This is a genomic window from Acidimicrobiales bacterium, from assembly GCA_036399815.1.
In the GTDB taxonomy this organism is placed as follows: domain Bacteria; phylum Actinomycetota; class Acidimicrobiia; order Acidimicrobiales; family DASWMK01; genus DASWMK01.
Genome location: DASWMK010000274.1, coordinates 16202 through 42270, shown reverse-complemented (window position 1 = coordinate 42270; position 26069 = coordinate 16202). Strand labels below are relative to the sequence as shown.

Genomic DNA, 26069 nt, shown 5'->3' with positions numbered 1-26069 from the left:
CGCGGCCGCCGAGCGGCAGGCGTTCGTCCCGACGGTGGCGTCGCCGACGGCCGCGCCGGCCGAGCCGCCCGGCCCCCCGGCGCCGCCGCCCCGGTCCGCCCCGGAGCTGCTCGAAGCGCTGCGCCGTGGCCGCTAGCGGCGGGCCGGCGGCGCCCGCGCTGCTCGTGCCGATGGTGGTCGAGGCGCTCGTGCTCACCCGGCGGTCGGCCAACGCCCTGTTCGCCTGGGTGCCGCCCGAGTACGGGTTCCTGCCGATGTACGGCAGCACCGACGCCCCGCCGTTCTACCGGCGGTTCCCGGTGAACGCCCGCAGCCAGCCGTTCACCGGCGTCGTCCTCCACTGGGCGCTGCCCGACGGCCTGACCCACGGCGCGGAGGGCCGGGACGGCCGGGTCGTCTATCCCGACGTGCCCAACCGCTGGTACGTCACGAGGAAGGCGCCCGACGCGGCCGACCCGGGGCGGTGGGCGTTCCGGTCGTGGATCCTCGCCAGCGACTACGTCGGGGACCCGGCGGGCAGCCCGTTCCCCGATCCCCGGGGGACCGGGCCGACGTCGCTCGGCCGGGCCTGGCGGGTGGAGGACTGGCCGGGCGAGGCGGCCGTCGCCGCCCGCGCCCTCGTCCCCCCGCTCACGGCCGTCGGCCCCGGCGACGCGACCTACGCGGCGTTCGCCCCGAACGTTCGCAACGTGCTCTCCCTGGGCGACGAGATGGAGGACGTGCTCCAGGGCCCGGTGTCCTACGCCGTCCACGGGTGGTACGCGGCACCGGCGGTCGACCCGCTCCTCGGCACCGCCGCCTACGGCCCCGACGGGTGGCGGACCGAGGCGGAGTGGCGGGCCGTGGTCGGCGAGCGGCGCTGGTGGCCGGGCACCGACGAGGCCGACCTGGAGCGGGCCGCCGAGGCGGCCGCCGCCTGGGCCCGCGACCACGGCGTCGTCGTCGACCCGGCCGTGCCCCGGACCAGGTTCCCGGCGAGGACGGTGTGCCACGGCGTCGTCACCGGCGTGACCTGGCTGGGCGTCGACGGCCCGCACCTGACCGGGGTCCCGACCGCCAACCCCGACCACGCCGGCTACGTGCGGCCGAAGGTCGCCATCGGCAACAGCGCCATGGACGGCCTGGCCACGCTGATGGCCGTCGACCTCGCCGACGAGATCGCCCCCCACCCGCCGGCCGAGCTGGTCGAGGTGATCGAGGCCTTCGCCGCCGGCCTGCTGCCCGTGCTCGACCTGCCCGACGGCCGGGCCCGGCTGGACGTGGCGTCGCAGCGGGGCTGGTTCGCCTCGGCGCCGGGCGGGACGTCGTGGACCGTCGTCGCCCCCGAGGACCAGGGCGACCCGCAGGGCCGGCAGGCGCCGCCGCCGCTCGACGAGGACCAGGCCGCCCTCCTCACGACCCTCGGCGTGCTCCAGCGCGCCCTCGACCGCTGCGCCGACGAGCTCGCCTCGGCCCAGTGGGAGGCCTACGCCCTCTGGTGGAAGCAGCAGCGCCTGCCCTTCGCCGTGCCCCAGGACCCGAGCTGGCGCCAGCTCGTGGCCGACGCCAGGGCGGCGGCCCAGGCGGCGACCCTGGCCCTGGTGGGCGAGTACCGCTGGCTGCTGCGCCAGCGCGACGGCGCCGTCGTCGCCCTCGCCGCCGTCCTCGGCGACCTGCGGCTCGAGGCGCTCGCCGCGCCGTCGTTCTCGCAGCCCAACGAGCCCGTGCTGCTCGTGACCGGCGCCCACCGGGCCTTCAAGCACGGCGAGGACCACGCGTTCGCCGAGGGGATGGTCCTGCCCTGCCGGTTCACCGGCCAGGCCGTCGCCGGCATCGAGGTCGTGCAGGGCGACCGGTCGTACCGGGTGACCGGCGCCGAGGTGCCGGTGCCGCCGGTCGCCCCGGTGTCGCCGCCGGCCGAGCTCGCCGACCTGTTCGTGGAGGCGTTCTTCCTCGACACGACGAACGCCCCCGCCATCGCCGTCGCCGCCGACCCGGCCGACCCGTGGCCGCTGCTCGGCGCCATCCGGCGCGAGCAGGCCGTCGTGTGGACGCCGGCCCTGTCGCCGGCGCTCGACCCGCAGGCCCTGGCCGACGCCGGCGGCCTGCTCACCCAGTACGGGCTCGGCGCCCTCCCGTCGAAGGTCGGGCTCCAGGTGTGGTCGCCGCCGTGGGCGCCGCTCTACCTCGACTGGGCCCTCCAGTACGTCCCCGCCGCCGAGCGGGCCGACGGCCGCCTGCGGGACTGGGCGCCGCCCGCCGACCGCGCCGACCGGGGCGCCGACGACCTCACCTACCGGTGGACCGGGGCCGAGCCGCCGCCCGAGACCGACCCGGTGCCGCTCGAGGGGCGCACGTTCCTCACCCCCCAGGCCACCGACGTGCTGGCCGCCCGGCTGGCCCAGGTGATCGAGCAGTACGCCCCCGACCCGGCGACCCAGGAGCAGCTGTGGGCCCTCCAGGACGCGCTCGAGTACGTCGAGCGGGCCGACCTCCTCGCCCAGGCCCTGAGCGGCCTCGGGCTGGCCCTCCTCCAGCGGACGCCCCAGACCGCCCGCCTCCCGTGGGACGGCTCGCTCGTCCCCTACCTCCGGCCGGCCGGCGCCCCGTCGCTCGTGCCCGACTCGATCCCCGTGCCCGGCGCCCCCGCCCGCCAGTTCCAGCCGGTCAGGGCCGGCCACCTCTCGGTCCAGCGGCTGTGGGTGGTGGACGACTTCGGCCAGGTCTTCGACGTGCTCGGCGCCATGGGCGTGCAGCCGTCGAACTTCCAGCCGGTCCGCTCGCCCGACCTCGTGACGGCCGGCAGCGCCCGGCTGGTCGAGCTCAAGCCCCGCCTGACCCAGCCGGCCCGGGCCGTCCTGCCCCTGCTCGACGCGGCCGACGACGCCATGGAGCTGGGCGTCGACGCGGGCACCGACCCCGTGTGCGGGTGGCTCGTGCTCGACCACCTGGACCGCAGCCTCCTCGTGTACGACGCGGCGGGCGAGCCGCTCGGCGAGCTGCTGCTGGCCGTCGACGGCGCCCTCTGGCTGCCGCCGCCGGCCACCTCGCCGCCGCCCCACGGCGGCCGGCCGCCGGTCGACATCGGCAACGACCACCTGCGGGCCGTCGTCCGGGGGATCCTCGACCACCCCGACCCGCGCGCCGCCCTCGCCGACCTCCTCGCGCTCGTCGACGAGGTGTCCTGGGGCTTCGACCCCGGCGGGCCGGCGGCCGACGAGGAGCTGGCCGTGCTGGTCGGCCGGCCGCTGGCCGTCGTGCGGGCCGGGCTGCGCCTCGAGCTCCGCGGGGCGCCGGCCGCCAGCCAGGCCTGGGCCGAGTCGGGCCGCCACGCCACCGGCGGGTTCGAGGACGTGCGCTTCCGGGTCCAGCTCGGCAGCACCGAGCTGCTCGACGACGGGCTCGTCGGGTTCTGGCTCGACGACCGCTACGACGGGATCGAATCGGTCCACGCGGCCGGCGGCGGCGACCGGCCCTACGTCCGCGACACCCGGCCCGAGCTGCCCTTCCGGCCCGGCCGCACGGCGCTTCTCACCCTGCTCCTCGACCCCCGCGGCTCGGTCCACGCCGTCACCGGCCTGCTCCCCGTCGTCGAGGCCTCGCTGCCGGTCGGCTTCGTGGCGCCCGCCGTCCGCCGCATCGCCGTCACGTTCCGGACCGGTCCGGTCCTCGGCGACGCCACCGGCGCGGTGATGCCCCTGCCCGGGCTCCGGGAGGGGACGTGGTCCTGGCTGGAGTACCACGGCACCGAGGCGCCGGCCGTCGAGACCGTCGTGCGCGCGGCCGACGCCACCGCCCACCTGCTCGATGCCCCGCCGGTCGCCAGGGAGGGCTGGCTCCAGCTGGTCCTCGGCGGCCCGCCGACGGTGCTCACGTACGGCGTGGTCCCCGCCTCGGTCCCCTGCACCGTGGACCGCGACGACCCGAGCACGGCGATCCTCCAGGTCACCGTGTACAACGGCTCCGGCGGGCCGGTCGCCTGCTCGGCCGTGCAGCTGGCCCTGCCCGTCGGCGCCTCGCCGGCCGCCCTGACCGCCGACCCGGCGCTCGTCGTGGCGTCGGTCGCCGGCGGCGCCCCGTGGACGGTCGCCTCCGACGGGCGCGGCACGGTCACCGCCGTGCCGGCCGGCACCGTCCCCGCCGGGGCGACGGTGTCGCTGCTCCTCGCCGGCGTCCGGGTCGTGCCCGAGCCCGGGGTGGCCGAGATCCGGGTGACCGAGACGACCGACGCGACGAGGACCGGCGTCCTCGCCGTCGCCAAGGTCCCCGCCCTCCAGCCCCGGCAGCCCTGACGCAGAGGAGCCCGATGGCCGACCCGACCGTGTTCGAGTACCACGTCACCCCCGACCAGGTGCCCTACAGCCGGCCAGGGTCCGAGGTGACGGTCATCCTCCAGGTGACGGTCACCAACCGGACCGAGCGCGACGTGCCGTGCTCGATGCTGATGTTCACGGTCACCGCCGGGACGGCCGAGCGCGACCTCGTCGCCCGCCTCGGCCTGCGGTGCCGGGCCACCGACGAGTCGCCGTGGTCGGTGCGGGACCAGGGCAACGGCACCTTCCTCGCCATCCCCACCTACCCGGTGAGCGGCATCCCGGCGGGCGGCAGCATCGGCTTCGTCCTGGAGGACGTCGCCGTCAACGGCACGCCGGGCGGCGCGGTCATCGGCGTGTCGGAGCTGACCGACCAGCTGCGGACGCGGGACCTCGGGGTCAACAAGCGCGTCCCCGGCCTGGCCTTCACCAGCCTCACGGCCATCCCCGTGGAGGTCGCCCCTGGCGGCACGATCGTCCTTTCCTGGACGACCACCGGCGCCACGTCCTGCACCCTGCGCACCGGCGACGTGACGAGCCCGGTCGACGTCAACGGCACCCTCCCGCTGAAGCCGCTCGAGACCACCCATTTCGTGATCACCGCCGAGGGCGGCGGCACGTTCATCCAGCAGCAGATCACGGTGACGGTGGCGACCGTCCGCATCCTCGACTTCCAGGTGTCGCCCACCCAGGTGGCCCAGGACGCCGACGTGACGATGCGGTGGCTCGTGAAGGGTGCGGACGCCGTCACGATCGAGCCGTTCCACCAGGCCGTCGACCCCGGCGAGGGCTCGCGGGCCTTCCCGATCCACGACACCGGCTGGTACACGCTGGAGGCCAGCGGCTACGGCCGCAAGGTGTCCCAGCCCCGGTGGATCGAGGTCATGCCGGTGGTGGTCGACGAGCTGGCCGCCGTCCCCCAGGTGGTCGACCCCGGCCGGCCGGCGACCATCCAGTGGCGCACGACGTGGGCCAGCGCCTGCCTCCTGGAGCCGCCGGCGGGGCAGTCGGTCGACAGGAGCGGGAGCCGGCCCGTCGAGCCGGCGGTCAGCACGACGTACACGCTCGTGGCCCTCGGGTCGAAGCCGCAGCGGCGGGAGGTCACCGTCGCCGTCGGGGCCGCCGTCGTCGAGCTCGGCTTCACGGCCGACCCCGCCCGCCCCGGCGAGGTCGCCCTGACCTGGCAGGTCGCCTGCGGCACGGCCACGCTCGCCGTGTGGGGGCAGGGGGGCACGCCGTCGCCCCGCCCCGTGGACCCGACGGGCACGACGCCGGTGGCCATCGGGGCGACCGGCGTGACCTACGTGCGGATGGTGGCCACCGGCGGCGGCACGACGGCGACGGCCAACCTGCTCTTCGCCGGCCCCGCCGTGCAGGGCGCGGCCCAGCTGCGCGCCTTCCGGCTGCGGTCGGGCAGCGGGGTCAACACGCCCCGCTCGGTCGTCGAGGTCACCTGGCAGGCCGAGGGCTCGTCGCTGCGGGGCGAGGTGCGGGACGCGTCGACCCGGCTGCCGATGGGCTCGCTGGTCGGGCGGCTGGCCGTCCCGCTCGGCGGGCGCGTGCCCCAGCGCTCCCTCTGGGACGGCGACGTGTACGTCAGCGGCGGGGCGGGCGGGGTCGGCCTCGCCTGGGACGTGGCCTGACCCCTCAGCGGGCCCGGATGTAGAAGTTCAGGTAGACGTTGTTCGGCCGGGTGTCGCCGTCGCCGCCCTTGGACCACGGGTCGAAGGTCAACGTGCCGTTGTCGCCGGCGTTCCCGCTGTTCGTCGCGCCGTGGGCGCCGATCGTGCTGGCCGGGAGGTTGGGCACCGACGTCGTGAACTCCTTGCCCGGCCGGCCGGTGGCGTAGGCCTGGACGCTGCCGACGCCGCTCGCCGCGCCGGTCCCGGCCGGGATCCGGCGGTCGGCGTCGGGGTCGATGCCGGTCGTGTCGCTCGAGCCCCGCAGGAACCGGGCCCGGTAGTCGGGGAGGCCGAACCTCCCCTCCGAGGTCCCGTACGTGGCGCCGAGCGCCTTCGACAGCTCCGGGTGATCGGCGGTCGCCACCATCCGGCCGTCGCAGGGCAGCCAGTACGGGTTCTCGGGGAGGTCGAGGCCGATCGTGGCGACGGCCCCGATCGGGACGTCGGCGGTGGCGTCGGCCCCGGCCATGGGCTCGGCGCAGACGTAGAAGTCCACGCTCAGGTTCTCCGGGCGGGACTCGGCGTCGCCGCCGCCGCCGTTGGTCAGCGAGACGCCCCTGCTCCCGCCGTTGACCTGGAGGAGGTTCCACAGGTTGCCGCCCACGAGCTTCGACGCGTCGCTCGTCGGGAGGTGGCGGAAGGTGGCGTAGAACGGGTTCAGGGGCAGCGCCGTCGACCACGGCTGGGCCGACCCGACGTCGTTGCCGGTGTTGCCGCCGGCGTGCGGCGCCGTCCGCGAGCCCCGGTCGGGGTCGGGGTGCCGGTTGGTGTCGCCGCTCACGCCCCGCAGGAACCAGCCCCGGTAGTCGGGGAGCACGAAGCGGTCGTCCCCCTCGCTGCCGTGGGCGTACTGGACGGCCTGGAACAGCGCCGCGTACTGGCCCACCCTCGACAGCGCCCGGCCGTCGCAGCGGAGCCAGCGGGGGAGGTCGGTGGCCGGCCCGGCGTAGGGGAGGACGGCGCCGGCCGGGAGGACGACGGGCCCGCCGGCCCGCGTGGTCGAGGCCGCCTTGATCAGGAAGTGGACGTACTTGTTCACCGGCCGGGTCTCGAGGTCGCCCCCGCCCGACGCCGCGACCTCGCGTGCGTCGTCGTTGTGCTTGCCGGGCCGGGACGCGCAGCCGGCGTCGTCGTGCCAGTTGCGGATGTCGAGGTGCTCGACCTTCGACTGGAACGGCACGCGCGGCTTGGCCGTGCCGTAGTCCTCGTACGAGCCGACCTTCTCGCGCGTGTTCCCGGCCGGGTTCAGCGCGCTCCGCCGCTCCCAGTCCGGGTCGCGCTGGGCCCGCACCACCGGGTCGGGGCAGGTGCAGCGGACGAACAGGCCCCGCAGGTCCGGCAGGTTGAACCGGCGGTCGGTCACCTGCCCGAAGTTGAAGTAGATCGCGGTGAACAGCTCGGGGAGCTCGTCGCGGTCCCGCACGCTGCCGTCGCAGAGCAGCCAGCCCTCGTCGGCCAGGGCGCCGGGCACGCGGCCGGCGTAGGCCACGACGCTGCCCACGGGCAGGGCCGCGTCGACCGCCGTCTCGGGCGTTGCCGTTGCCATCCTCTCCTCCTCGGGCGCTGCGTCAGGCGGCGGTGGCGCCGAAGACCGAGCGGGCCTGGTCGACCAGCCAGTGGAGGTCGGCCCGGCGGCCGAACCAGGCGACGAACGTGTAGAAGACCTGCGAGACGGCCTCCTCGGCGTCGGGCAGGAGCGCCTGGTCGACGACGAGGGCGGCGGCCGCCACCTTCGGCTCGTCGAGCTCGGCGACGTCGACGGCCGCCTGCGCCGCCTTGACGGCGGCGACGCGCATGGCACCGAGGCTGACCTCGCCGTCGACGTAGGCCTTCGCCGTGTCGAGGGCCCGCGAGGAGCGGAAGTCGACGTACACGCCGTCGGCCACCATCCGGGTGAGGAACTCCCTGGCCATGACGATCGCCATGCGCCGCAGCACGGTGGCCGGCGCCACCCGCTCGCGCATGATCGCCCAGAACAGCCGGCCGGGGTGGGTGCGGACCTCGAGCACCTCGCGCACGGTCAGCGCCCGCTTCCCCGAGAACCACGCCCGGACCTGCTCCTCGTCGTACAGCTCGAGCGCCCCGTTGGCGACGATCGTGTCGAAGTCCACCTCGACGTCGAGCAGGGTCGGCCGCTCGGCCGGTCCCGCGGTGTCGCTCATGGTCGCCTCCTGGGTCCGGCCGCCGCCGACCTTAGCGAGCGCGCCCGTGGTCGTGCCCCCACGGCGCGCGGCGACCGGCGCGGTCAGGAGGGGGGCGGGCCGTCCTCGTCGTCGTCGACCACGCCCTCGGCCGGCTCGGGGGCCTCGTCCTCGTCGGGGACGAGCCCCGAGTCGGCGGGCGCGGCGCTGTAGGACCGGTGCTCCTCGGGGGTGAACCGCTCGGGCATGCCCCCTGCGTACCCGTCGCTACAGTGGCCGAGACCGGCCGCAGTCGGGAAGGAGGGCGCGCGTGCCCGCGACGGTGGTCGTCGGCACTCAGTGGGGCGACGAGGGCAAGGGGAGGTTCACCGACCTCTTCGCCAAGGAGATGGACGTGGTCGTCCGCTACCAGGGTGGCCACAACGCCGGCCACACCCTCGTGGTCGGCGGCGAGTCCTTCGCCCTCCAGCTCGTGCCGAGCGGCGTGCTCTACCCGCACATCACGCCGGTGATCGGCAACGGCGTCGTCGTCGACCCGCGCGTCCTCCTCGACGAGATCGACCTGCTCGAGGGGCGGGGGGTCGACTGCTCGCGGCTCAGGGTCAGCAGCAACGCCCACCTGATCCTCCCGTACCACCAGGCCATCGACCGGGTGAGCGAGCGGTGGCTGGGCAGGAACAAGCTCGGCACGACCAGGCGGGGCATCGGCCCGGCCTACGCCGACAAGGCGGCCAGGGTCGGCCTGCGGGTGCAGGACCTGTTCGACGCGAAGATCTTCCGCCAGAAGCTGGACGTGGTGCTGAAGGAGAAGAACCCGCTCCTCGCCAAGGTGTACAACCAGCTCCCGCTCGACGGCGAGGAGATGGCGGCCGCCTACCTGGACGAGCTCGCCCCCCGCCTGCGCCCTTACGTGGCCGACACCGTGAACCTCGTGCACGAGGCCCTGGAGGCCGGCCGCTCGGTCCTCTTCGAGGGCGCCCAGGCCACGTTCCTCGACCTCGACCAGGGCACCTATCCGTACGTCACCTCGTCGAACCCGGTGGCCGGCGGCGCCTGCACCGGCGCCGGCGTCGGCCCCCGCCACGTCGACCGCGTCGTCGGGGTGGCCAAGGCCTACGTGACGAGGGTGGGGTCGGGGCCGTTCCCGACCGAGCTGTTCGACGAGGTCGGCGAGCGCATCGTCGACCGGGGCCACGAGTACGGCACCAACACGGGTCGGCGCCGGCGGGCGGGGTGGTTCGACGGCGTGATGGCCCGCCACGCCACCAGGGTCAACTCGCTCTCCGAGCTGGCCGTGTCGAAGCTCGACGTGCTCGACGGGCTGCCCGTCGTCAAGGTGTGCGTGGCCTACGACGTGGACGGCGAGCGGGTCGAGCGCCTGCCCGACCACCAGTCCGTGCTCCACCGGGCCCGGCCCGTGTACGAGGAGCTGCCCGGCTGGGACGCCGACACCAGCGGGGCCACCGAGCCCCACCACCTGCCCGGCCCGGCCCACGACTACCTCGCCGCCGTGGAGGACCTGGCCGGCGTGCCGGTCCGCCTCGTCGGGGTCGGCCCCGGCCGGGAGCAGGTCGTGGCCCGGCGGGCGGCGGAGCCGGCGTCGTGAGGGTCTGCGTCGTCGGGTCGGGCGGGCGGGAGCACGCCCTCGCCGTCGCGCTCGGGCGCTCGGCCGACGTCGTCGTCACGCCGGGCAACGCCGGCATCCCCGGGTCGGTGGCGGCGCCGCCCGAGGAGGTCGAGGCCGACCTGTTCGTGATCGGCCCGGAGGCGCCGCTGGTCGACGGACTGGCCGACCGCCTGCGGGCCAGGGGCGCGCTGGTCTTCGGCCCTGGCGCCGACGGCGCCCGCCTCGAGGGGTCCAAGGCGTGGATGAAGGAGGTGCTGGTGGCTGCGGGCGTGCCCACGGCGAGGCACGGCGCCTTCTCGGAGGTGGCCCCCGCCCTCGGGTTCCTGCGGTCCCTGCCCGGGCCCTACGTGGTGAAGACCGACGGGCTGGCCGCCGGCAAGGGCGTGTTCGTGACCGACTCGCTGATCGACGCCGAGGACGACGTGCGGGCCAAGCTGGCCGGCGAGCGCTTCGGCGACGCCGGCCGCCGGGTGGTCGTCGAGGAGGGGCTGGGCGGGCCCGAGGTGTCGCTCCTCGCCGTGTGCGACGGCACCAGGGCGGTGGCCCTCGCGCCGGCGCAGGACTTCAAGCGGGCCGGGACCGGTGACACCGGCCCGAACACCGGCGGCATGGGCGCGTACTCGCCGGTCCCGGTGACCCGCCCGGCGCTCGTCGAGGAGATCATGGAGCGGGCCGTCGAGCCCACGCTCGCCGAGCTGCGCCGCCGGGGCATCGACTACCGCGGCGTGCTCTACGCCGGCATCATGGTGACCCCGGACGGCCCGAAGGTGCTGGAGTACAACGTGCGCTTCGGCGACCCGGAGGCCCAGGTCGTGCTGCCCCGTCTCGACAGCGACCTCGCCGACCTCCTCGCCGGGGCGGCGGCCGGGCGGGTGCCGGGCGAGCCCCGCTTCGTGAGCGACGCCGCCGTCACCGTCGTGTGCGCCGCCGCCGGCTACCCCGGCGAGGTCCGCACCGGCGACCGCATCGACGGCGTCGAGTCGGCGTGCGCGGTCGACGGCGTCACCGTGTACTTCGCCGGCGTGGGCCGGGCGCCGGACGGTGCGCTGGTCACCGCCGGCGGCCGGGTGCTGTGCGTCACCGGCACGGCACCGACGATCGCGAAGGCCCGCCAGCGGGCCTACGACGCCAGCGTCCGGCTCCACTGGGCCGGCATCCACTACCGGACCGACATCGCGGCTGCTGCCGCAGCGAGGGATTGGACCCGACATTGAGCCTGAAGGTCGCCGTGCTGATGGGGTCGTCGAGCGACGAGTCCAAGATGCAACCCGCCGTCGAGACGCTCGGGAAGTTCGGCGTCGAGGCCGACGTCCACGTGATGTCGGCCCACCGGACGCCGACCAAGGTGGCCGGGTTCGCGGCCGCCGCCCGCGAGGCCGGCTACGGGGCGATCATCTGCGGGGCGGGCATGGCCGCCCACCTGGCCGGCGCGGTCGCCGCCAACACGACCCTGCCGGTGATCGGCGTGCCCCTGTCGGGGAGCGCGCTGAACGGCGTCGACGCGCTCTACGCCACCGTGCAGATGCCGAGGGGCATCCCGGTCGCCACCGTCGCCATCGACGGGGCGAGGAACGCGGCCGTGCTGGCCGTCCAGGTCCTCGCCGTGTCCGACCCCGACCTGGCGGCGCGCCTCGAGGCCGACCGCAGGGAGATGGGCGGTGGCTGACGCCCTAGTGGGCGACGGCGCCGACCGGCACCCAGCTGTGGTCGCCGGCCGGGTCGATCGCCGTCTCCTCGATGCTCGGCCGCACCGGCTCCTCGGCGATGGCGCTGGCCAGGGCCTCGGCCACCTGGACGTGGTCGCCGCCCTTGCCCCGCCGGCGGGCCCTGCGCTCCTTGGCCGCCGCCCGCAGCTCCTTGCGGGTGGCCGGCCGGTTACCGGCCGTGGACCGCACGCCGGCGGCGGCGATGGCGCAGCCGATGCAGTAGGGCGGGCGCTTGGGCCCGAACGCGTAGACGAGGCAGTCCCCGCAGAAGCCGTTGCCGCAGGACCGGCACGTGTCCTCGGCCCGCTCGAATGGGTGCCTGGTGCAGGTGTCGAGCATGGTGGCCGCCTCCCTTCACTCCCGTCGCCGCCTGCTCCATCGGCACCGTCCGTAGCGACCTTGACGATTTCTCCACGGTGAGCGCGAAGCCGGTCGTCCCCGACGTCCTGGCCGCCCGCTACGCCAGCGCCGAGATGGCCGACCTGTGGTCGCCGCGCACCAAGGTCGTGCTCGAGCGCCGGCTCTGGGTCGCCGTGCTCGAGGCCCAGCGCGACCTCGGCGTGCCGGTGCCCGACGGCGTCGTGGAGGCCTACCGGGCGGCGGTCGACGACGTCGACCTCGACCGCATCGAGGAGCGCGAGCGGGTCACCCGCCACGACGTGAAGGCCCGCCTCGACGAGTTCTCCGCCCTGGCCGGCGCCGAGCACGCCCACAAGGGGCTGACCTCCCGCGACGTCACCGAGAACGTGGAGCAGCACCAGGTGCGCCGCTCGCTCGAGCTGGTGCGGGACCGGATGGTGGCCGCCCTCGCCCGGCTGGCCGAGCGGGCCGAGGAGCACGAGGCGACCGTCATCGCGGCGAGGACCCACAACGTGCCGGCCCAGCCGACCACGCTCGGCAAGCGCTTCGCCAACGCCGGCGAGGAGCTGCTCCAGGCCCTCGCCCGGGTCGAGGACCTGCTCGGCCGCTACCCGCTGCGGGGGGTCAAGGGCCCGGTGGGCACGGCCCGGGACCAGCTCGACCTGCTGGGCGACCCCGAGCGGGTGGCCGCCCTCGACCGGGCCGTCGCCGACCACCTCGGCTTCGACCGCGTGCTCGACAACGTCGGCCAGGTCTACCCCCGGTCCCTCGACCTCGACGTGGTCGCCGCCCTCGTGCAGGCCGCGTCCGGCCCGGCCAGCCTCGCGCTCACCGTCCGGCTGATGGCCGGCCACGAGCTCGTCACCGAGGGCTTCGCCGCCGGGCAGGTCGGCTCGTCGGCCATGCCCCACAAGATGAACACGCGGTCCTGCGAGCGCATCGGCGCGCTCACCGCCGTCCTCGGCGGCCACCTGGCCATGGTCACGGCGATCGCCGGCGGGCAGTGGAACGAGGGCGACGTGAGCGACTCGGTCGTGCGCCGGGTGGCCCTGCCCGGAGCGTTCTTCGCCGCCGACGGCGTGTTCCAGACGTTCCTCCACGTGCTGGCCGACCTCGGCGCCTTCCCCGCCGTCATCGAGGCCGAGCTGCGCCGGGAGCTGCCGTTCCTGTCCACGACCGCCGTGCTCGTCGAGGCCGTGCGGGCCGGCATGGGGCGGGAGGCGGCGCACGAGGCCATCCGCCGCCACGCCGTGGCCGCCGCCCTCGCCCGCCGCTCGGGCGACGAGGCCGGCGCCGACCTGTTCGCCCGCCTCGCCGCCGACCCCGACCTGCCCGTCGACGCCGGCGCCCTGGAGAAGCTGGTGGCCGACCCGCTGGCCTTCGTCGGCGAGGCGCCCCGCCAGGTGCGGGCCTTCACCGACGCCGTCGCCGCCGTCGTCGCCCGCCATCCCGATGCCGCCGACTACACCCCGGAGCCCATCCTGTGACCCTGAACCTCCCGCGCGTGCACACCGGCAAGGTCCGCGACGTCTACGACGCCGGCGACGGCCGCCTGCTGATGGTCACCTCGGACCGCATCTCGGCCTTCGACGTCGTCATGGCCGAGCCCATCCCCGACAAGGGGCGGGTCCTCACCGCCATGTCGGCGTTCTGGTTCGAGCACCTGGCCGACGTGGCCCCGTCGCACCTCCTGTCGACCGACCTCGACGACCTGCCCGATGAGGCCAGGCGCCCCGAGCTCGCCGGCCGGGCGATGCTGTGCCGCCGGGCCGAGATGCTGCCGATCGAGTGCATCGTGCGCGGGTACCTGTCCGGCTCGGCCTGGAAGGAGTACCGCACCAGCGGGACCATGCACGGCACGGCGCTGCCGACCGGCCTGCGGGAGGCCGAGCGCCTGCCCGAGCCGGTGTTCACGCCGTCCACCAAGGCCGACGTCGGCCACGACGAGAACATCTCCTTCGAGGCGGCCGTCGACCTCGTGGGCGAGGAGCTCGCCACCCGGGCCCGCGACGTGAGCCTCGAGCTGTACCGGCGGGGCGCCGAGTGGGCGGCCGAGCGGGGCATCATCGTCGCCGACACGAAGTTCGAGCTCGGCCTGGTGGACGGCGAGCTGGTGGTGGCCGACGAGGTCCTCACCCCCGACTCGTCCCGGTTCTGGCCGGCCGACCGGTGGTCGCCGGGCGCCACCCCGCCGTCGTTCGACAAGCAGCCGCTCCGCGACCACCTCGACGGGCTCGACTGGGACAAGGCCCCGCCCCCGCCGCCGCTGCCGCCCGAGGTGGTCGACGCCACGAGGGCCCGCTACGTCGCCGCCTACGAGCTCGTCACCGGCCGGTCCTTCGCCGACTGGCCCGGCGCCGGGACCGGATGAGCGACGACCCGTTCGGCCAGGCCGGCTTCCAGTGCCGGCTGGAGTGGGGCCTCGACGGCCTCCGCCGGCTGGCCGCCGTGGCCGACGTGGTCGTCGTCGTCGACGTCCTGCGCTTCACGACCTGCGTGGACGTGGTCGTGAGCCGGGGCGGCTCGGTGGTGCCCCATCGCTGGACGGGCCCGTCCGACTCCCCGGCGACGGCCGACCTGTCGCCGGTCGCTCTGTCCCGGGTGCGGCGGGGCGACGTCGTCGAGCTGCCGTCGCCGAACGGCGCCACCCTGTCGATCGAGGGCACGGCGTGGGGGGCGGCCGTGCTGGCCGGCTGCCTGCGCAACGCCTCGGCCGTCGGGCGGGCGGCGGCCCGGCTGGCCGGCGACGGGGTGGTCGCCGTCGTGCCCGCCGGCGAGCGGTGGGGCGAGCCGCCCGGCCGCCTGCGCGTCGCCGTCGAGGACCTGCTGGGCGCGGGCGCCGTCCTCGTCGCGGCCGCCAGGGAGAGCTGCTCGCCCGAGGCCAGGGCGGCCATGGAGACGTTCGGGTCGGCGGCCGGCGACCTCGACGGCTGGCTCGGCGCCTGCGGCTCGGGGCGCGAGCTCGTGGCCAGGGGGCTCGGGGCCGACGTGGAGATGGCGGCCCGGCTCGACGTGAGCGAGGCCGTCCCGGTCCTCCGGGACACCGCCTTCGTCCCCCTACAGTGACGGCGTGACCTACGCCGTGCTCGTCGAGGTGTGGCTGCGGCCGGGGATCGCCGACCCGCAGGGCGCCACCATCGAACGGGCCCTGCCGGCCCTCGGCTTCGAGAACGTGGGGTCGGTGCGCACCGGCAAGTGCGTGCGGCTCGAGGTCGAGGCGCCGGACGAGGCGACGGCGGTGGCCACCGTCGAGGACCTGTGCGCCCGCTTCCTCGCCAACCCGGTCATGGAGGACACGGTCGTGCGCGTGCTCCACGAGGTGCCCCGGTGAGCGCCACCGTCGGCATCGTGCTGTTCCCGGGCACCAACTGCGAGCAGGACGTGGCCGAGGCCGTCGAGCGGCTGGGCGGCACGGCGAGGATGGTGTGGCACGGTGACCGCTCGGTGGCCGGGGTCGACGCCCTCGTGCTGCCCGGCGGGTTCGCGCACGGGGACTACCTGCGGCCCGGGGCGATCGCCCGCCTGTCGCCGGTGATGGCCGCCGTGGAGGCGTTCGCGGCCGAGGGCGGCCCGGTCGTCGGCATCTGCAACGGCTTCCAGGTCCTCACCGAAGCGGGCCTGCTGCCCGGTGCGTTGCAGAAGAATCGCGGCCTGAAATTCCTCTGCACCACCGTGCGGGTCCGGGTGGAGACGCAGCGTTCCGTGCTCACGTCGGCCGTCGAGGAGGGCACCGTCCTGCGCCTCCCGATCAACCACTTCGAGGGCAACTACACCTGTGACGACGAGACCGTGCGGCGCCTGCGCGACGAGGGACGGGTCGTGCTCCGCTACGTCGACAATCCCAACGGATCCGTCGACGACATCGCGGCAATCTGCTCCGAAGGCGGCAACGTGGTCGGTCTGATGCCTCACCCGGAACGGGCGTCGATGCCGCTGCTCGGCTCGGAGGACGGCGTGCCGCTCCTGTCGAGCCTGCTGGCCGCGGCCGTGCCCGCCTAGGGGCGCCCGCGGCGTCCTCCCGGGCCGGCCGTCAGATGCCGGCCCCCCTGGTGATCCCGGCCCGCTTGAGCACGGAGGCCGGCACGCCGAAGTCCCGCCAGGTCGCGTACGTGATCCCCTTGCGCTCGCCGTAGGCCCTGGCCGCCTTCACGAACCCCTCCTCGAGCTCGGACAGGTCGACGGTGGCGGCCGTCGCATTGAGCTCCTCGAGGAGGTCGGCCCGCTCCTGCATGAGCTGGAGCCGGCGCAGCGAGGTCGCCTCTTGCAGCTCCGCGTCGATCCTGTCGAGCCGGGTCTTGATGGTGTCGGTCGTGCGCTTGCGTCCCCGCTTCGGCTTGTGGGCCTCGAGCGCTTCGAGATAGCGGCGCACGGCCGCGCTCTGGGTCCGTCCCGCGGCGAGCGCGGCGAGGTGGTCCTCGGACAGCTCGCGCTTCTTGCGCTTGGTGGTCGTGGCCATGTCGCCATGTGACCACAGCCTTATTTCGGGGTCAACTCCTACCGCATATCGAAATAGACGAGGCTGGTACGGTGCCGTCATGGACGCCGAGCCGCTCCACCGCGCCCTCGGGCTGACCGACGACGAGGCCGACGCCGTCACCCGCCTCCTCGGCCGGGCCCCGAACCCGCTCGAGCTCGCCATGTACGCCGTGATGTGGAGCGAGCACTGCTCCTACAAGTCGTCGAGGGCCCACCTCGGGCGCCTGCCGAGCGAGGGCGCCCACGTGCTCGTCGGCCCGGGCGAGAACGCCGGGGTGGTCGACGTGGGCGACGGCATCGCCGCCGCCCTGCGCATCGAGAGCCACAACCACCCGTCGGCCATCGAGCCCTACCAGGGCGCGGCCACCGGGGTCGGCGGCATCCTGCGCGACGTCTTCACGATGGGCGCCCGCCCGATCGCCCTGCTCGACCCGCTGCGCTTCGGCCCGCTCGACGACGCCCGCAGCCGGTGGGTCGCCGAGGGCGTCGTGAGCGGCGTGTCCGGCTACGGCAACGCCGTCGGCGTGCCGACCGTGGGCGGCGAGGTCGTGTTCGACCCGACCTATCGCGGCAACCCGCTCGTCAACGTGCTGTGCCTCGGCCTGCTGCCGGTCGACCGCCTCGTGCTCGGCCGGGCCGTCGGCGAGGGCAACCTGGCCGTGCTGCTCGGCTCGTCCACCGGGCGGGACGGCATCGGCGGGGTCAGCGTGCTGGCGTCGGCCAGCTTCGAGGAGGGCGCCGAGGACCGGCGGCCGAGCGTGCAGGTGGGCGACCCGTTCGAGGAGAAGCGCCTGATCGAGGCGTGCCTCACCCTGCTCGACGCCGGCCTCGTCGTCGGCATCCAGGACCTCGGCGGCGCCGGGCTCACGTGCGCCACGAGCGAGACGGCGTCGAGGGGCGGCACCGGGATGGACGTCTTCGCCGGGGCGGTGCCGTGCCGGGAGCCGGGGATGACGCCGGTCGAGGTGATGACGAGCGAGTCCCAGGAGCGGATGCTCGCCATCGTGGCGCCGGCCGACCTCGACGAGGTGCTGGCCATCTGCCGGCGCTGGGAGGTGCGGGCCACGGTCGTCGGGCGGGTGACGGGGTCGGGCCGGCTGCGGGTACTCGACGCCGACGGCGGCGAGGTGCTGGCCGACGTGCCGGCGTCGACCCTCCACGAGGACGCCCCCCGCTACGACCGGCCCCGGCGCCGGCCCGCCGACCTCGACGGGCGGCTGGCCGACGACCCGGCCCGGCTGCCGGCCGGCGACCCGGGGGCCGACCTGCTGGCCATGCTGTGCGACACGTCGTGGGTGTGGTCCCAGTACGACCACCAGCTGTTCCTGAACACCGTCGAGGGGCCGGGCGGCGACGCCGCCGTCCTGCGCCTGAAGCACCCGGCCACCGGCCAGGACACCGGCCGGGCCCTCGCCGTGACCACCGACGGGAACCACCGCTGGTGCTCGCTCGACCCGAGGGCGGGCACCGCCGCCGTCGTGGCCGAGGCGACCCTGAACCTGGCCTGCGTGGGCGCCCGCCCGGTCGCGCTCGTCGACTGCCTGAACTTCGGCGACCCCGGCCACCCGGAGGTGATGTGGCAGCTGTCCGAGGCCATCGACGGGATGGCCGACTCCTGCCTCGCCCTCGGCCTGCCCGTCGTCGGCGGCAACGTCAGCCTCTACAACGCCACCGACGGCGCCGACATCGACCCCACGCCGGTGGTCGGCGTGCTCGGCGTGGTCGACCGGCTGGCGGGGCGCCCGCCCGGCGTCGGCCTGGTCGACGGGGGGCGCCTGCTCCTGCTCGGCGAGCCGCCCGCCGCCCTCGGCGGGTCACGGTGGGCCTGGGACGTCCGCGGCCACCGGGGCGGGCGCCCCCCGGCCGTCGACCTCGCCGCCCACGACCGCCTGCTCGCCCTCGTCCGCCGGCTGGTGGCCGACGGCCTCGCCGCCGGCGTGCACGACTGCTCGGACGGCGGCCTCGGGCTGGCGCTCGCCGAGATGGCGGTCCGGTCCGGGGTCGGGTTCCGGGTCGCCGGCGTGGACGGGCACCACGCCCTGTTCGCCGAGTCGCCGTCGGCCGCCGTCGTGTGCGCCGAGCCGGCGGCCGCCCAGGCCGTGTTCCGGGCCGCGGCCGAGGCCGGCGTGCCGAGCGCGTTCCTCGGCGGTTCGGGCGGCGACCGGCTGGTGGTCGACGGCGTGCTCGACGTGGCGCTGGCCGACGCCGTCGCCGCCTGGCGCCGCCGCCTCCCCGACGCGCTGGGCGCCGCTCAGGGCCGCCGGTAGTCGGTGGCGTAGGCCGGCGCGCCCTCGGCCGGCTCGGGCGTGCCGGCGGCCACGCGGAACGGCACCACGCCGGCCCACACCGGGAGCGCCAGGTCCTCCTCGTCGTCCTTCGGGCCGCCCACCCGCTGCTTCACCGAGACCTCCTCGAGGGGCACGGTGACGACGATCGTCTGGCGGAGCTCGACGTCGTTCGGGCCCCTCGCCTCGGCCGTGCGGCCGGGCGCCATGTGCTCGACCAGCACGTCGAGGGCCCGCCGCTTCTCCGCCGGGTCGGTCACCTCGGTGGCCTGCCCGAGGACGACGACCGAGCGGTAGTTCATCGACGAGTGGAACGCCGACTTGGCGAGCACGAGCCCGTCGGTGAGGGTCACGGTCACGCACGCCGGGGTCCCCGCCCGCAGCGCCCGCATGAGGCGGCTGGCGACGGACCCGTGGACGACGAGGTGGTCGCCCATGCGGGCGTACCCGGTGGGCACGACGAAGGGCTGGCCGTCCTGGACGATGCCGACGTGGCAGACGAGGCCCTCGTCGAGGATCCGGTAGGCCACCTCGCGGTCGTAGGAGCCGCGGTCGGGGAGGCGCCGCAGGCGGGTGCGGTCCGTCACCGGGAACGCCGGAGATTCGTTATGGTACGAACCAGTGACCATCGCGACACAATATCGCCTGCGGGGCCGCACGGCCGCCGACATCGCGTCGTCGGCCGAGCGGGCCATCGCCGAGGGCCGGCTGCCGGCCGGCGCCGTGCTGCCGCCGGTGCGCTCGCTGGCCGCCGACCTCGGCGTCAGCCCTGGCACCGTCGCCGCCGCCTACCGGGCGCTCGCCGCCAGGGGGCTCGTGCGGGGCGAGGGCCGGCGGGGCACGAGGGTCCGCCCGGCGCCGCCCCTCGCCACCCCCGGCGGGCTGGCCCTGCCGCCCGGCGTCGTCGACCTGGCCGACGGCAACCCCGACCCGGCGCTCCTCCCTCCCCTCGCTCCCGCGCTGGCCAGGGCCGGCCGCCGCCAGCGGCTGTACGGCGAGCCGGCGGCCGGCGCCGAGCTGGTCGAGCGGGTGGTGGCGGGGCTGGCCGCCGACGGCGTGCCCGCCGACCGGGTGGCCGTCGTGGGCGGCGCCCTCGACGGGCTCGAGCGGGTGCTCCAGGCCGCCACCCGGCCGGGCGACGCGGTGGCCGTCGAGGACCCCGGCTACCCCGGCGTGCACGACCTCGTCGCCGCCCTCGGGCTGGCCGCCGTGCCCGTCGCCGTGGACGACGCCGGCCCGCTCCCCGACGACCTCGACCGGGCGCTCGCCGGCGGGGCGGCCGTCGCCGTCGTCACCCCGAGGGCCGGCAACCCGACCGGGGCGGCCGTCGACGCCGAGCGCCGGCGGGACCTCCGCCGGGTGCTGCGCCGCCACCCCGACGCGCTGGTCGTCGAGGACGACCACGCCGGGCCGGTGGCGGGCGCCGACCTCCTCCCGCTGGCCGACGGCCGCCGGCCGCGATGGGCGGTGCTGCGGTCGGTGTCGAAGTCGCTCGGGCCCGACCTCCGCCTGGCCGTCGTCGCCGGCGACGCCACGACGGTGGCGCGGGTCGAGGGCCGTCAGCGGCTGGGCGCCGGCTGGGTGAGCCACGTGCTCCAGGACACGGTCGCCGCCCTGCTCGCCGACCCGGCCACCGAGGCCCGGCTGGAGCGGGCGGCGAGCACCTACGCCGGCCGGCGGGCCGCGCTCGTCGCCGCCCTCGCCCGCCACGGCATCGCCGCCACCGGCCGGTCGGGCCTCAACGTCTGGGTGCCGGTCCCCGCCGAGGAGCCCGTCGTCGCCGGCCTGCTGGCCCGCGGGTGGGCGGTCGCCGCCGGCGCCCGCTTCCGCCTGCGCAGCGGCCCGGCCGTGCGGGTCACGGTCGCCCGCCTCCGCCGGGCCGACGCCCTCCGCCTGGCCGCCGACCTGGCGGCGACCGTCGCCCCTGCCGCCGTCACCCGGCTGGCGTGAGCCGCCCCCCTACCATGGGAGCGTGATCGTGGACGACGCCCCCAAGGAGGCCTGCGGCGTCTTCGGGGTCTACGCCCCCGGCCAGCCGGTCGCCCACCTCGTCTACCTCGGGCTGCACGCCCTCCAGCACCGGGGCCAGGAGTCGGCCGGCATGGCGGTGAGCGACGGCGAGACGATCACCGTCGTGAAGGACATGGGCCTCGTCACCCACGCCTTCGACGACCGCACCCTGGCCGGCCTGCCCGGGCACCTCGCCATCGGCCACACCCGGTACTCGACCACCGGGTCGAGCACCTGGCGCAACGCCCAGCCGGTCTACCGGGGCGACGTCGGCGAGGGCGGCTTCGCCCTCGGCCACAACGGCAACCTGACCAACACGTCGCGCCTCGCGGCCGAGGCCGGGATGCTCCCCGGCATGGTGGAGAGCGACACCGACCTCGTGGCCGAGATGGTCGAGGTCGAGCTCCGCCGCCTGGGCGACAACCGCAGCGACGGGCGGGCCCTCGAGACGGCCCTCGCCCGCGTGCTGCCCCGCCTGGAGGGCGCGTTCTCGTTCGTGCTGATGGACGAGACGAGGGTGATCGGCGTCCGCGACCCCAACGGGTTCCGGCCCCTGTGCCTCGGCCGGCTGGAGCGGGGCTGGGTGCTGGCCTCGGAGACGACCGCGCTCGACATCGTCGGCGCCCACTTCGTCCGCGAGCTCGAGCCGGGCGAGATGATCGTCGTCGACGCCACCGGGCACCGCTCGTCCCGGCCCTTCCCGGACGAGCGGGTCGACCCCCGGCTGTGCCTGTTCGAGTTCGTCTACTTCGCCCGCCCCGACAGCCAGCTCTACGGCCGCAGCGTCCACTCCGCCCGGCTGCGGATGGGCGAGATGCTGGCCGACCAGGCCCCGCTGCCGCCCGACCCCTCCCCGTCGCCCCGCCCGGCGATGGTCATGGGCGTGCCCGAGTCCGGCATCGCCGCCGCCGAGGGCTTCGCCCGCCGCAGCGGGATCCCCTACGGGCAGGGGCTGGTGAAGAACCGCTACATCGGCCGGACGTTCATCGCCCCGAGCCAGGAGCTGCGGGCCGCCGGCGTCCGCCTCAAGCTGAACCCGCTGCGGGAGAACATCGCCGGCAAGCGGCTGGTCGTCGTGGACGACTCGATCGTGCGGGGCACCACCCAGAAGCAGCTGGTGCGGATGCTGCGCGAGGCCGGCGCCGCGGAGGTCCACCTGCGCATCACGTCGCCGCCCTACCGGTGGCCGTGCTTCTACGGGATGGACACCGGCGAGCGGGGCGAGCTGCTGGCCGCCAGCCTCGAGGTCGACGAGATTCGCGGCTACCTCGCCGCCGACAGCCTCTCCTACCTCGCCCTCGACGGGCTGGTGGCGGCCACCGGCGCCGTCGGTGCCGGGTTCTGCACGGCCTGCCTCACCGGCCACTACCCGGTGGCCGTGCCCGTCGACCTCCACAAGGGCGTGCTCGAGGTGGACGCCCACCCGACGCGGCTGGGCCGGGGCGCGGCGTCGGCCGCGGCGCCCGCCGCCCGCCGGTAGCCCGGCCCCGTGGGCGAGACCTACGAGGCGGCCGGGGTCAGCATCGCCGCCGGCGAGGAGGCGGTCGACCGGATCAGGGCGGCCGCCCGCTCGACGTTCCGCCCCGAGGTGCTCGGCGACCTCGGCGGGTTCGGCGCGCTCGTCGCCGTGCCGACCGAGCGCTACCGCCGGCCGGTGCTGGTCTCGTCGACCGACGGGGTCGGCACCAAGGCCCTCGTCGCCGCGGCCACCGGCCGGCTCGACACGATCGGGGTCGACCTCGTCGCCATGTGCGTCGACGACCTCGTCTGCCAGGGCGCCGAGCCACTGTTCCTGCTCGACTACGTCGCCGTCGGCCGCCTGGACCCGGCCGCGGTCGCCACCCTGGTCGGCGGGGTGGCCGAGGGGTGCCGCCAGGCCGGCTGCGCGCTGGTCGGCGGGGAGATGGCCGAGCACCCCGGCGCGCTGGAGGAGGGCGGGTTCGACCTCGCCGGGTTCGCGGTCGGCGTGGTCGAGCGGGACCGGGTGATCACCGGCGAGCGGGTGGCGGCGGGCGACGTGCTCGTCGGCCTGCCCTCGCCCGGCCTGCGCTGCAACGGCTACTCGCTGGCCCGCCGGGTGCTGCTCGACCGGGCCGGCCTCCCGCTCGACGGCCCGGCCTGGGAGGGCGCGGGGCACTCGCTCGCCGACGAGCTGCTGCGGCCGTCGGTCGTCTACGCCCGGGCCGTGCTGGCTGCCGTCGCCGCCGCCGACGTGCACGCCGTCGCCCACGTGACCGGGGGTGGCCTCCCCGGCAACCTGTCCAGGGTGCTGCCGGCCGGGGTCGACGCCGTGCTCGACCGGTCCTCGTGGGCCGAGCCGCGCGTCTTCGGCGAGATCCGCCGGCTGGGCGAGGTCGACGAGGCCGAGATGGCGCGGGTGTTCAACCTCGGGCTCGGGATGGTGCTCGCCGTGGCGCCCGACGACGCCGGCACGGTCGTCGACGCGCTCGCCGCCGCCGGCCGCCCCGGCGCCGCGGTGGTCGGCACGGTCGTCCCCGGCGCCGGCCACGTCCGGCTGACCGGCCGGCCCCCCGGTTGAGGGCCGCCCTCGCCGCCCTCGCCGTGGCCTGCGCGGTCGCGCTGGCCGGCGGGGTGGTCCTCGAGTGGGCGAGGGGCCCGGAGGAGCTGACCGCCGACCAGGCCGCCGCCTTCGCCGCCGACGCCCTCGCCCGGGTCGGCCTGCGCGAGGTCCGCCTCGACCCCGACGTGCGGCCCGGCACCTACGAGGGCGACCCGGTGTGGGACGTGCACGCCACGGTGGCCGGCGGCTCGGTCCGCCTGCTCGTCCACGAGGGCGCCGGCGAGGCCGTGCGGGTCGAGGACGTGGCCGACGACGGCGGCACCCTGCTCACCGACGACGAGTTCCGGGCCCTCGACGCCCTCACCGCCGGCGTGGTCGGCGACTTCCGGGGCGAGGCGTGGGTGGTGACGATCGCCGGCGTGGCCGGCGCCGCCGTGGCGCTCGCCGTCGCCCTCGCCCTCCGCCGGTCCGCCACGTAGGACGGCTCCCGCGGGGCGGCGCGCTACTGGGCGCTGCCCCGGCCCGGGCGGATGCGGTGGAGCGCGGCGATGGCCTCGATGCGGGCCTCGGCCACCCGGTCGGCGGCGTCGGCCGGGGTGATGCCCTCCGCCTCGGCCGTCGCGAGCACCCGGCGGATGTTCCCCTCGATGCCGCGGATGCGCTCGTAGGCCCGCTGCTGGTCGTAGCCGCGCAGCTCCTCGGCGACGTTCATCAGCCCGCCGGCGTTCACGACGTAGTCGGGGGCGTAGAGGATGCCGGCCTCGGCCAGCCGCTCGCCGTCCTCCGGGGTGGCCAGCTGGTTGTTGGCCGACCCGCACACCGCGCCGCAGCGCAGCTCGGGGATCGTCCGCTCGTTGAGCACGGCGCCCAGGGCGCAGGGGGCGTAGATGTCGCACTCGGTCGTGTGCAGCTGGTCGGGGTCGACGGCGGTGGCGCCGTAGCGGCCGACGGCGTTCTCGACGGCGTCGGGGTTCACGTCGGCGACGGTCACCTTGGCGCCCTCGTCGACGAGGTGGTGGACGAGGTCGAGGCCCACCTTGCCGACCCCGCTGACCGCCACGCGCAGCCCGTCGAGGGCCGTGGTGCCCCACCGGTGCTCGGCCACCGCCCGCATGGCCCACAGGACGCCCCACGCCGTCGCCGGCGACGGGTCGCCCGACCCGCCGAGGGACACGCTCACGCCGGTGACGTGGCGGGTCTCCAGGCTGACGAGGTCCATGTCGTCCTTGGTCGTGCCCACGTCCTCGGCGGTGATGTAGCGGCCGGACAGGCCGTCGACGAACCGGCCGTAGGCCCGCAGCAGCGCCTCGCTGCGGAGGCGCCTGGGGTCCCCGATGATGACGGCCTTGCCGCCGCCGAGGTCGAGCCCGGACACGGCGGCCTTGTAGGTCATGCCCTTGGCCAGGCGGAGGACGTCGACGAGGGCCTCGTGCTCCGAGGCGAAGGGCCAGAACCGGGTGCCGCCGAGGGCGGGGCCGAGCACGGTCGAGTGGATGGCGACGATGGCCCGCAGCCCGCTCGCGGGGTCGTGACAGAAGACGACCTGTTCGTACCCGCCGTCGGACAGGAGCTCGAAGACGTGAGCATCGTTGGTCACGCGCGCCGAGGGTATCCTTGCCCGTTTGCCAACGGTGGAACGGGGCGCGGCGGCTGAATCGGCACACGTTCGCGTTCCTTCCCGTTCGTGGCGGGGTCGGAGGACCGTACAGTTATCGGGCGAAGGCCACGCTCCACCAGCCTGACACCGTTGTCAGCTAGAGTTCCTCCCCGGAGGGACACCGGGCGCGGCAGACGAAGGGAACTCATGGCGCAGAACAACGACTCCGACGCACCCGACGCTCTCCTGACGCCCTCCGAGGTCGCGGCGATGTTCAGGGTGAACCCCAAGACGGTGACCCGCTGGGCTCGGGCGGGGAAGCTGACCGCGATCCGCACCCTCGGTGGCCACCGCCGGTTCCGGGCCTCGGAGATCCGCCGCTGCCTGGAGGAGCTGTCGACCGAGCCCGAGCAGGGCCAGCGCTGACCGCGCCGACCGGCCGGTAGCGCGTCGGCCGCTGCTCCGGGAGGGGCGACCGCCACCACCGGCGACGAACGGGACGGCGTGAGCGGTCGGCGCGCCGGCGGCTGTCGCCCGCTCCGGGACGTCCCGATCGAACCTCTCGAGCCGTCGGCCGTTCGACGCGCCGCGGTGGCGAGCCGACGGGCGTGCGGGCGCTCGACGACCGCGTCGCCGCCGTCGCGCCGCGGCGCCGAGCCGGCGGCCGCGCGGGTCCTCGACGAGCGCGTCGCCGCCGTCGCGCCGCGGTGCCGAGCTGTCGGCCGCGCGGGTCCTCGACGAGCGGGTGCGCCGCCGTCGCGCCGCGGTGCCGAGCTGTCGGCCTGCGGGCGCTCGACGACCGCGTCGCCGCCGTTGCGCCGCGGTGCCGGGCCGGCGGCCGTGCGGGTGCTCCACGCGGGGGTCGCCGCGGTCGGCCGCCGGACCGGCGCGCATTCGGTGGCGACGGGCAGGCCGGGTCGGATCGACGCGCCGGCCGTCGGAAAGGCGGTGGGCGGTCGGCCGCCGCCTCGACCGAGCGGCAGGGTTGCCCGGGCGGCGCCGCCGGCGCTGCGCGACGTCCGCCACCGCCGGGCGGCGGGACCGGTGGTCGGGACCGGCGTCGATCCGGTGACCTCGCGCTTTTCAGGCGCGCGCTCTGCCAACTGAGCTACCCGACCCAGGGCCGCACGTCGCCGTGCGGCAGCGGTCCCGACGGGATTTGAACCCGCGGCCTCCGGCTTGACAGGCCGGCGTGCACTCCAAACTGCACCACGGGACCAGGGAGGGGTCAGGGTAGCAGAGGCCTCCCCCGTCGCGTCCCCGACGACCGGCCGCCCGGGGTGCCGGCCGGCGCTCCGATCGGGATATCGGCCTCCGCTCACCTCCCCTCATTTCACAGAAGTCGGGCATATGGCCGCGCTCGCAGATCGGC

23 protein-coding genes and 2 tRNA genes are annotated in these 26069 nt (G+C 76.1%); 16 read left to right on the top strand and 9 right to left on the bottom strand.

What is annotated here, in order from left to right; translation table 11 throughout:
* The first annotated feature begins 125 nt into the window (after positions 1–125).
* Both VGB14_20770 and VGB14_20765 read left to right on the top strand, forming a co-directional pair.
* Positions 126–4271 (top strand): hypothetical protein, encoded by a 4146-nt coding sequence (locus VGB14_20770; protein ID HEX9995365.1) that lies wholly within the window; start codon positions 126–128, stop codon positions 4269–4271.
* A gap of 14 nt (positions 4272–4285) precedes the next feature.
* Entirely contained in the window at positions 4286–5935 is a 1650-nt protein-coding gene (locus VGB14_20765; GenBank protein ID HEX9995364.1) for a hypothetical protein, read from the top strand.
* Positions 5936–5939: 4 nt separating this feature from the next.
* Here the strand turns inward: VGB14_20765 and VGB14_20760 are convergent, their stop codons facing one another.
* The 3 genes from VGB14_20760 to VGB14_20750 all read right to left on the bottom strand — a co-directional run bounded on the left by VGB14_20760 (position 5940) and on the right by VGB14_20750 (position 8363).
* The gene (locus tag VGB14_20760; GenBank protein HEX9995363.1) at positions 5940–7520 is read right to left on the bottom strand and encodes a phage tail protein; all 1581 of its coding nucleotides are present in this window, start codon (positions 7518–7520) and stop codon (positions 5940–5942) included.
* Positions 7521–7542: 22 nt separating this feature from the next.
* Positions 7543–8136, bottom strand: coding sequence for a hypothetical protein (locus tag VGB14_20755; protein HEX9995362.1), 594 nt, complete (start codon positions 8134–8136; stop codon positions 7543–7545).
* An 83-nt stretch (positions 8137–8219) separates the two neighbouring features.
* Entirely contained in the window at positions 8220–8363 is a 144-nt protein-coding gene (locus VGB14_20750; protein ID HEX9995361.1) for a hypothetical protein, read from the bottom strand.
* 62 nt (positions 8364–8425) lie between these two features.
* Here VGB14_20750 and VGB14_20745 point away from each other — a divergent pair, with 62 nt between their 5' ends.
* From VGB14_20745 to purE, 3 genes are read left to right on the top strand one after another with little or no spacing between them, the layout of a single operon-like run.
* Positions 8426–9721 (top strand): adenylosuccinate synthase, encoded by a 1296-nt coding sequence (locus VGB14_20745; protein HEX9995360.1) that lies wholly within the window; start codon positions 8426–8428, stop codon positions 9719–9721.
* Positions 9718–10956, top strand: coding sequence for a phosphoribosylamine--glycine ligase (purD, locus tag VGB14_20740; protein HEX9995359.1), 1239 nt, complete (start codon positions 9718–9720; stop codon positions 10954–10956). Before VGB14_20745 ends, purD begins: the two co-directional genes overlap by 4 nt.
* Entirely contained in the window at positions 10953–11408 is a 456-nt protein-coding gene (gene purE / locus VGB14_20735; protein HEX9995358.1) for a 5-(carboxyamino)imidazole ribonucleotide mutase, read from the top strand. Before purD ends, purE begins: the two co-directional genes overlap by 4 nt.
* A 4-nt stretch (positions 11409–11412) precedes the next feature.
* On the opposite strand, the gene VGB14_20730 is transcribed toward purE, so the two are convergent.
* Positions 11413–11787 (bottom strand): hypothetical protein, encoded by a 375-nt coding sequence (locus tag VGB14_20730; protein HEX9995357.1) that lies wholly within the window; start codon positions 11785–11787, stop codon positions 11413–11415.
* 77 nt (positions 11788–11864) lie between these two features.
* On the opposite strand from VGB14_20730, the gene purB reads away from it, so the two are divergent.
* From purB to purQ, 5 genes are read left to right on the top strand one after another with little or no spacing between them, the layout of a single operon-like run.
* Positions 11865–13295, top strand: a complete 1431-nt coding sequence (gene purB / locus VGB14_20725; protein ID HEX9995356.1) for an adenylosuccinate lyase — start codon at positions 11865–11867, stop codon at positions 13293–13295.
* On the top strand, positions 13292–14179 hold the full coding sequence (locus VGB14_20720) for a phosphoribosylaminoimidazolesuccinocarboxamide synthase (protein HEX9995355.1): 888 nt from the start codon (positions 13292–13294) through the stop codon (positions 14177–14179). The genes purB and VGB14_20720 overlap by 4 nt, the downstream gene beginning before the upstream one ends.
* On the top strand, positions 14176–14874 hold the full coding sequence (locus VGB14_20715) for a 2-phosphosulfolactate phosphatase (protein ID HEX9995354.1): 699 nt from the start codon (positions 14176–14178) through the stop codon (positions 14872–14874). The genes VGB14_20720 and VGB14_20715 overlap by 4 nt, the downstream gene beginning before the upstream one ends.
* A gap of 4 nt (positions 14875–14878) precedes the next feature.
* A complete protein-coding gene (gene purS, locus VGB14_20710) occupies positions 14879–15139 on the top strand; it encodes a phosphoribosylformylglycinamidine synthase subunit PurS (protein HEX9995353.1) in 261 nt (86 codons plus the stop codon).
* Positions 15136–15807, top strand: a complete 672-nt coding sequence (gene purQ, locus VGB14_20705) for a phosphoribosylformylglycinamidine synthase subunit PurQ (protein ID HEX9995352.1) — start codon at positions 15136–15138, stop codon at positions 15805–15807. Before purS ends, purQ begins: the two co-directional genes overlap by 4 nt.
* A 31-nt stretch (positions 15808–15838) precedes the next feature.
* Here the strand turns inward: purQ and VGB14_20700 are convergent, their stop codons facing one another.
* A complete protein-coding gene (locus tag VGB14_20700) occupies positions 15839–16264 on the bottom strand; it encodes a hypothetical protein (GenBank protein HEX9995351.1) in 426 nt (141 codons plus the stop codon).
* 79 nt (positions 16265–16343) lie between these two features.
* Between VGB14_20700 and purL the strand changes: the two genes are divergently transcribed.
* Complete coding sequence (gene purL, locus VGB14_20695; GenBank protein ID HEX9995350.1) at positions 16344–18551, top strand: phosphoribosylformylglycinamidine synthase subunit PurL; 2208 nt, start codon at positions 16344–16346, stop codon at positions 18549–18551.
* Here purL and VGB14_20690 read toward each other — a convergent pair.
* Positions 18536–19156 (bottom strand): pyridoxamine 5'-phosphate oxidase family protein, encoded by a 621-nt coding sequence (locus tag VGB14_20690; GenBank protein HEX9995349.1) that lies wholly within the window; start codon positions 19154–19156, stop codon positions 18536–18538. The two genes, purL and VGB14_20690, sit on opposite strands and share 16 nt — an antisense overlap.
* A 34-nt stretch (positions 19157–19190) precedes the next feature.
* Here VGB14_20690 and VGB14_20685 point away from each other — a divergent pair, with 34 nt between their 5' ends.
* From VGB14_20685 to VGB14_20670, 4 genes are read left to right on the top strand one after another with little or no spacing between them, the layout of a single operon-like run.
* Positions 19191–20519: an aminotransferase class I/II-fold pyridoxal phosphate-dependent enzyme gene (locus VGB14_20685; GenBank protein HEX9995348.1), complete on the top strand. Its 1329-nt coding sequence runs from the start codon at positions 19191–19193 to the stop codon at positions 20517–20519.
* A 22-nt stretch (positions 20520–20541) separates the two neighbouring features.
* Positions 20542–22059 (top strand): amidophosphoribosyltransferase, encoded by a 1518-nt coding sequence (gene purF / locus VGB14_20680; protein ID HEX9995347.1) that lies wholly within the window; start codon positions 20542–20544, stop codon positions 22057–22059.
* Positions 22060–22068: 9 nt separating this feature from the next.
* Positions 22069–23118 (top strand): phosphoribosylformylglycinamidine cyclo-ligase, encoded by a 1050-nt coding sequence (purM, locus tag VGB14_20675; GenBank protein ID HEX9995346.1) that lies wholly within the window; start codon positions 22069–22071, stop codon positions 23116–23118.
* A complete protein-coding gene (locus VGB14_20670) occupies positions 23115–23579 on the top strand; it encodes a hypothetical protein (GenBank protein ID HEX9995345.1) in 465 nt (154 codons plus the stop codon). Before purM ends, VGB14_20670 begins: the two co-directional genes overlap by 4 nt.
* Positions 23580–23602: 23 nt before the next feature.
* Here the strand turns inward: VGB14_20670 and VGB14_20665 are convergent, their stop codons facing one another.
* Positions 23603–24697, bottom strand: a complete 1095-nt coding sequence (locus tag VGB14_20665; protein HEX9995344.1) for a Glu/Leu/Phe/Val dehydrogenase — start codon at positions 24695–24697, stop codon at positions 23603–23605.
* Positions 24698–24904: 207 nt separating this feature from the next.
* On the opposite strand from VGB14_20665, the gene VGB14_20660 reads away from it, so the two are divergent.
* Positions 24905–25123, top strand: coding sequence for a BldC family transcriptional regulator (locus VGB14_20660; protein ID HEX9995343.1), 219 nt, complete (start codon positions 24905–24907; stop codon positions 25121–25123).
* A gap of 619 nt (positions 25124–25742) precedes the next feature.
* On the opposite strand, the gene VGB14_20655 is transcribed toward VGB14_20660, so the two are convergent.
* Together VGB14_20655 and VGB14_20650 are read right to left on the bottom strand one after the other, a co-directional pair.
* A tRNA-Phe gene (locus VGB14_20655) sits at positions 25743–25815 on the bottom strand.
* Positions 25816–25841: 26 nt separating this feature from the next.
* Positions 25842–25916, bottom strand: a tRNA-Asp gene (locus VGB14_20650).
* Positions 25917–26069: the final 153 nt, after the last annotated feature.

Coding starts and splice junctions, on each gene's coding strand:
- VGB14_20765 (HEX9995364.1), top strand. CDS start 4,286: ATGGCCGACCCGACCGTGTTCGAGTACCACGTCACCCCCGACCAGGTG.
- VGB14_20760 (HEX9995363.1), bottom strand. CDS start 7,520: ATGGCAACGGCAACGCCCGAGACGGCGGTCGACGCGGCCCTGCCCGTG.
- VGB14_20755 (HEX9995362.1), bottom strand. CDS start 8,136: ATGAGCGACACCGCGGGACCGGCCGAGCGGCCGACCCTGCTCGACGTC.
- VGB14_20750 (HEX9995361.1), bottom strand. CDS start 8,363: ATGCCCGAGCGGTTCACCCCCGAGGAGCACCGGTCCTACAGCGCCGCG.
- VGB14_20730 (HEX9995357.1), bottom strand. CDS start 11,787: ATGCTCGACACCTGCACCAGGCACCCATTCGAGCGGGCCGAGGACACG.
- VGB14_20715 (HEX9995354.1), top strand. CDS start 14,176: ATGAGCGACGACCCGTTCGGCCAGGCCGGCTTCCAGTGCCGGCTGGAG.
- VGB14_20700 (HEX9995351.1), bottom strand. CDS start 16,264: ATGGCCACGACCACCAAGCGCAAGAAGCGCGAGCTGTCCGAGGACCAC.
- purL (HEX9995350.1), top strand. CDS start 16,344: ATGGACGCCGAGCCGCTCCACCGCGCCCTCGGGCTGACCGACGACGAG.
- VGB14_20660 (HEX9995343.1), top strand. CDS start 24,905: ATGGCGCAGAACAACGACTCCGACGCACCCGACGCTCTCCTGACGCCC.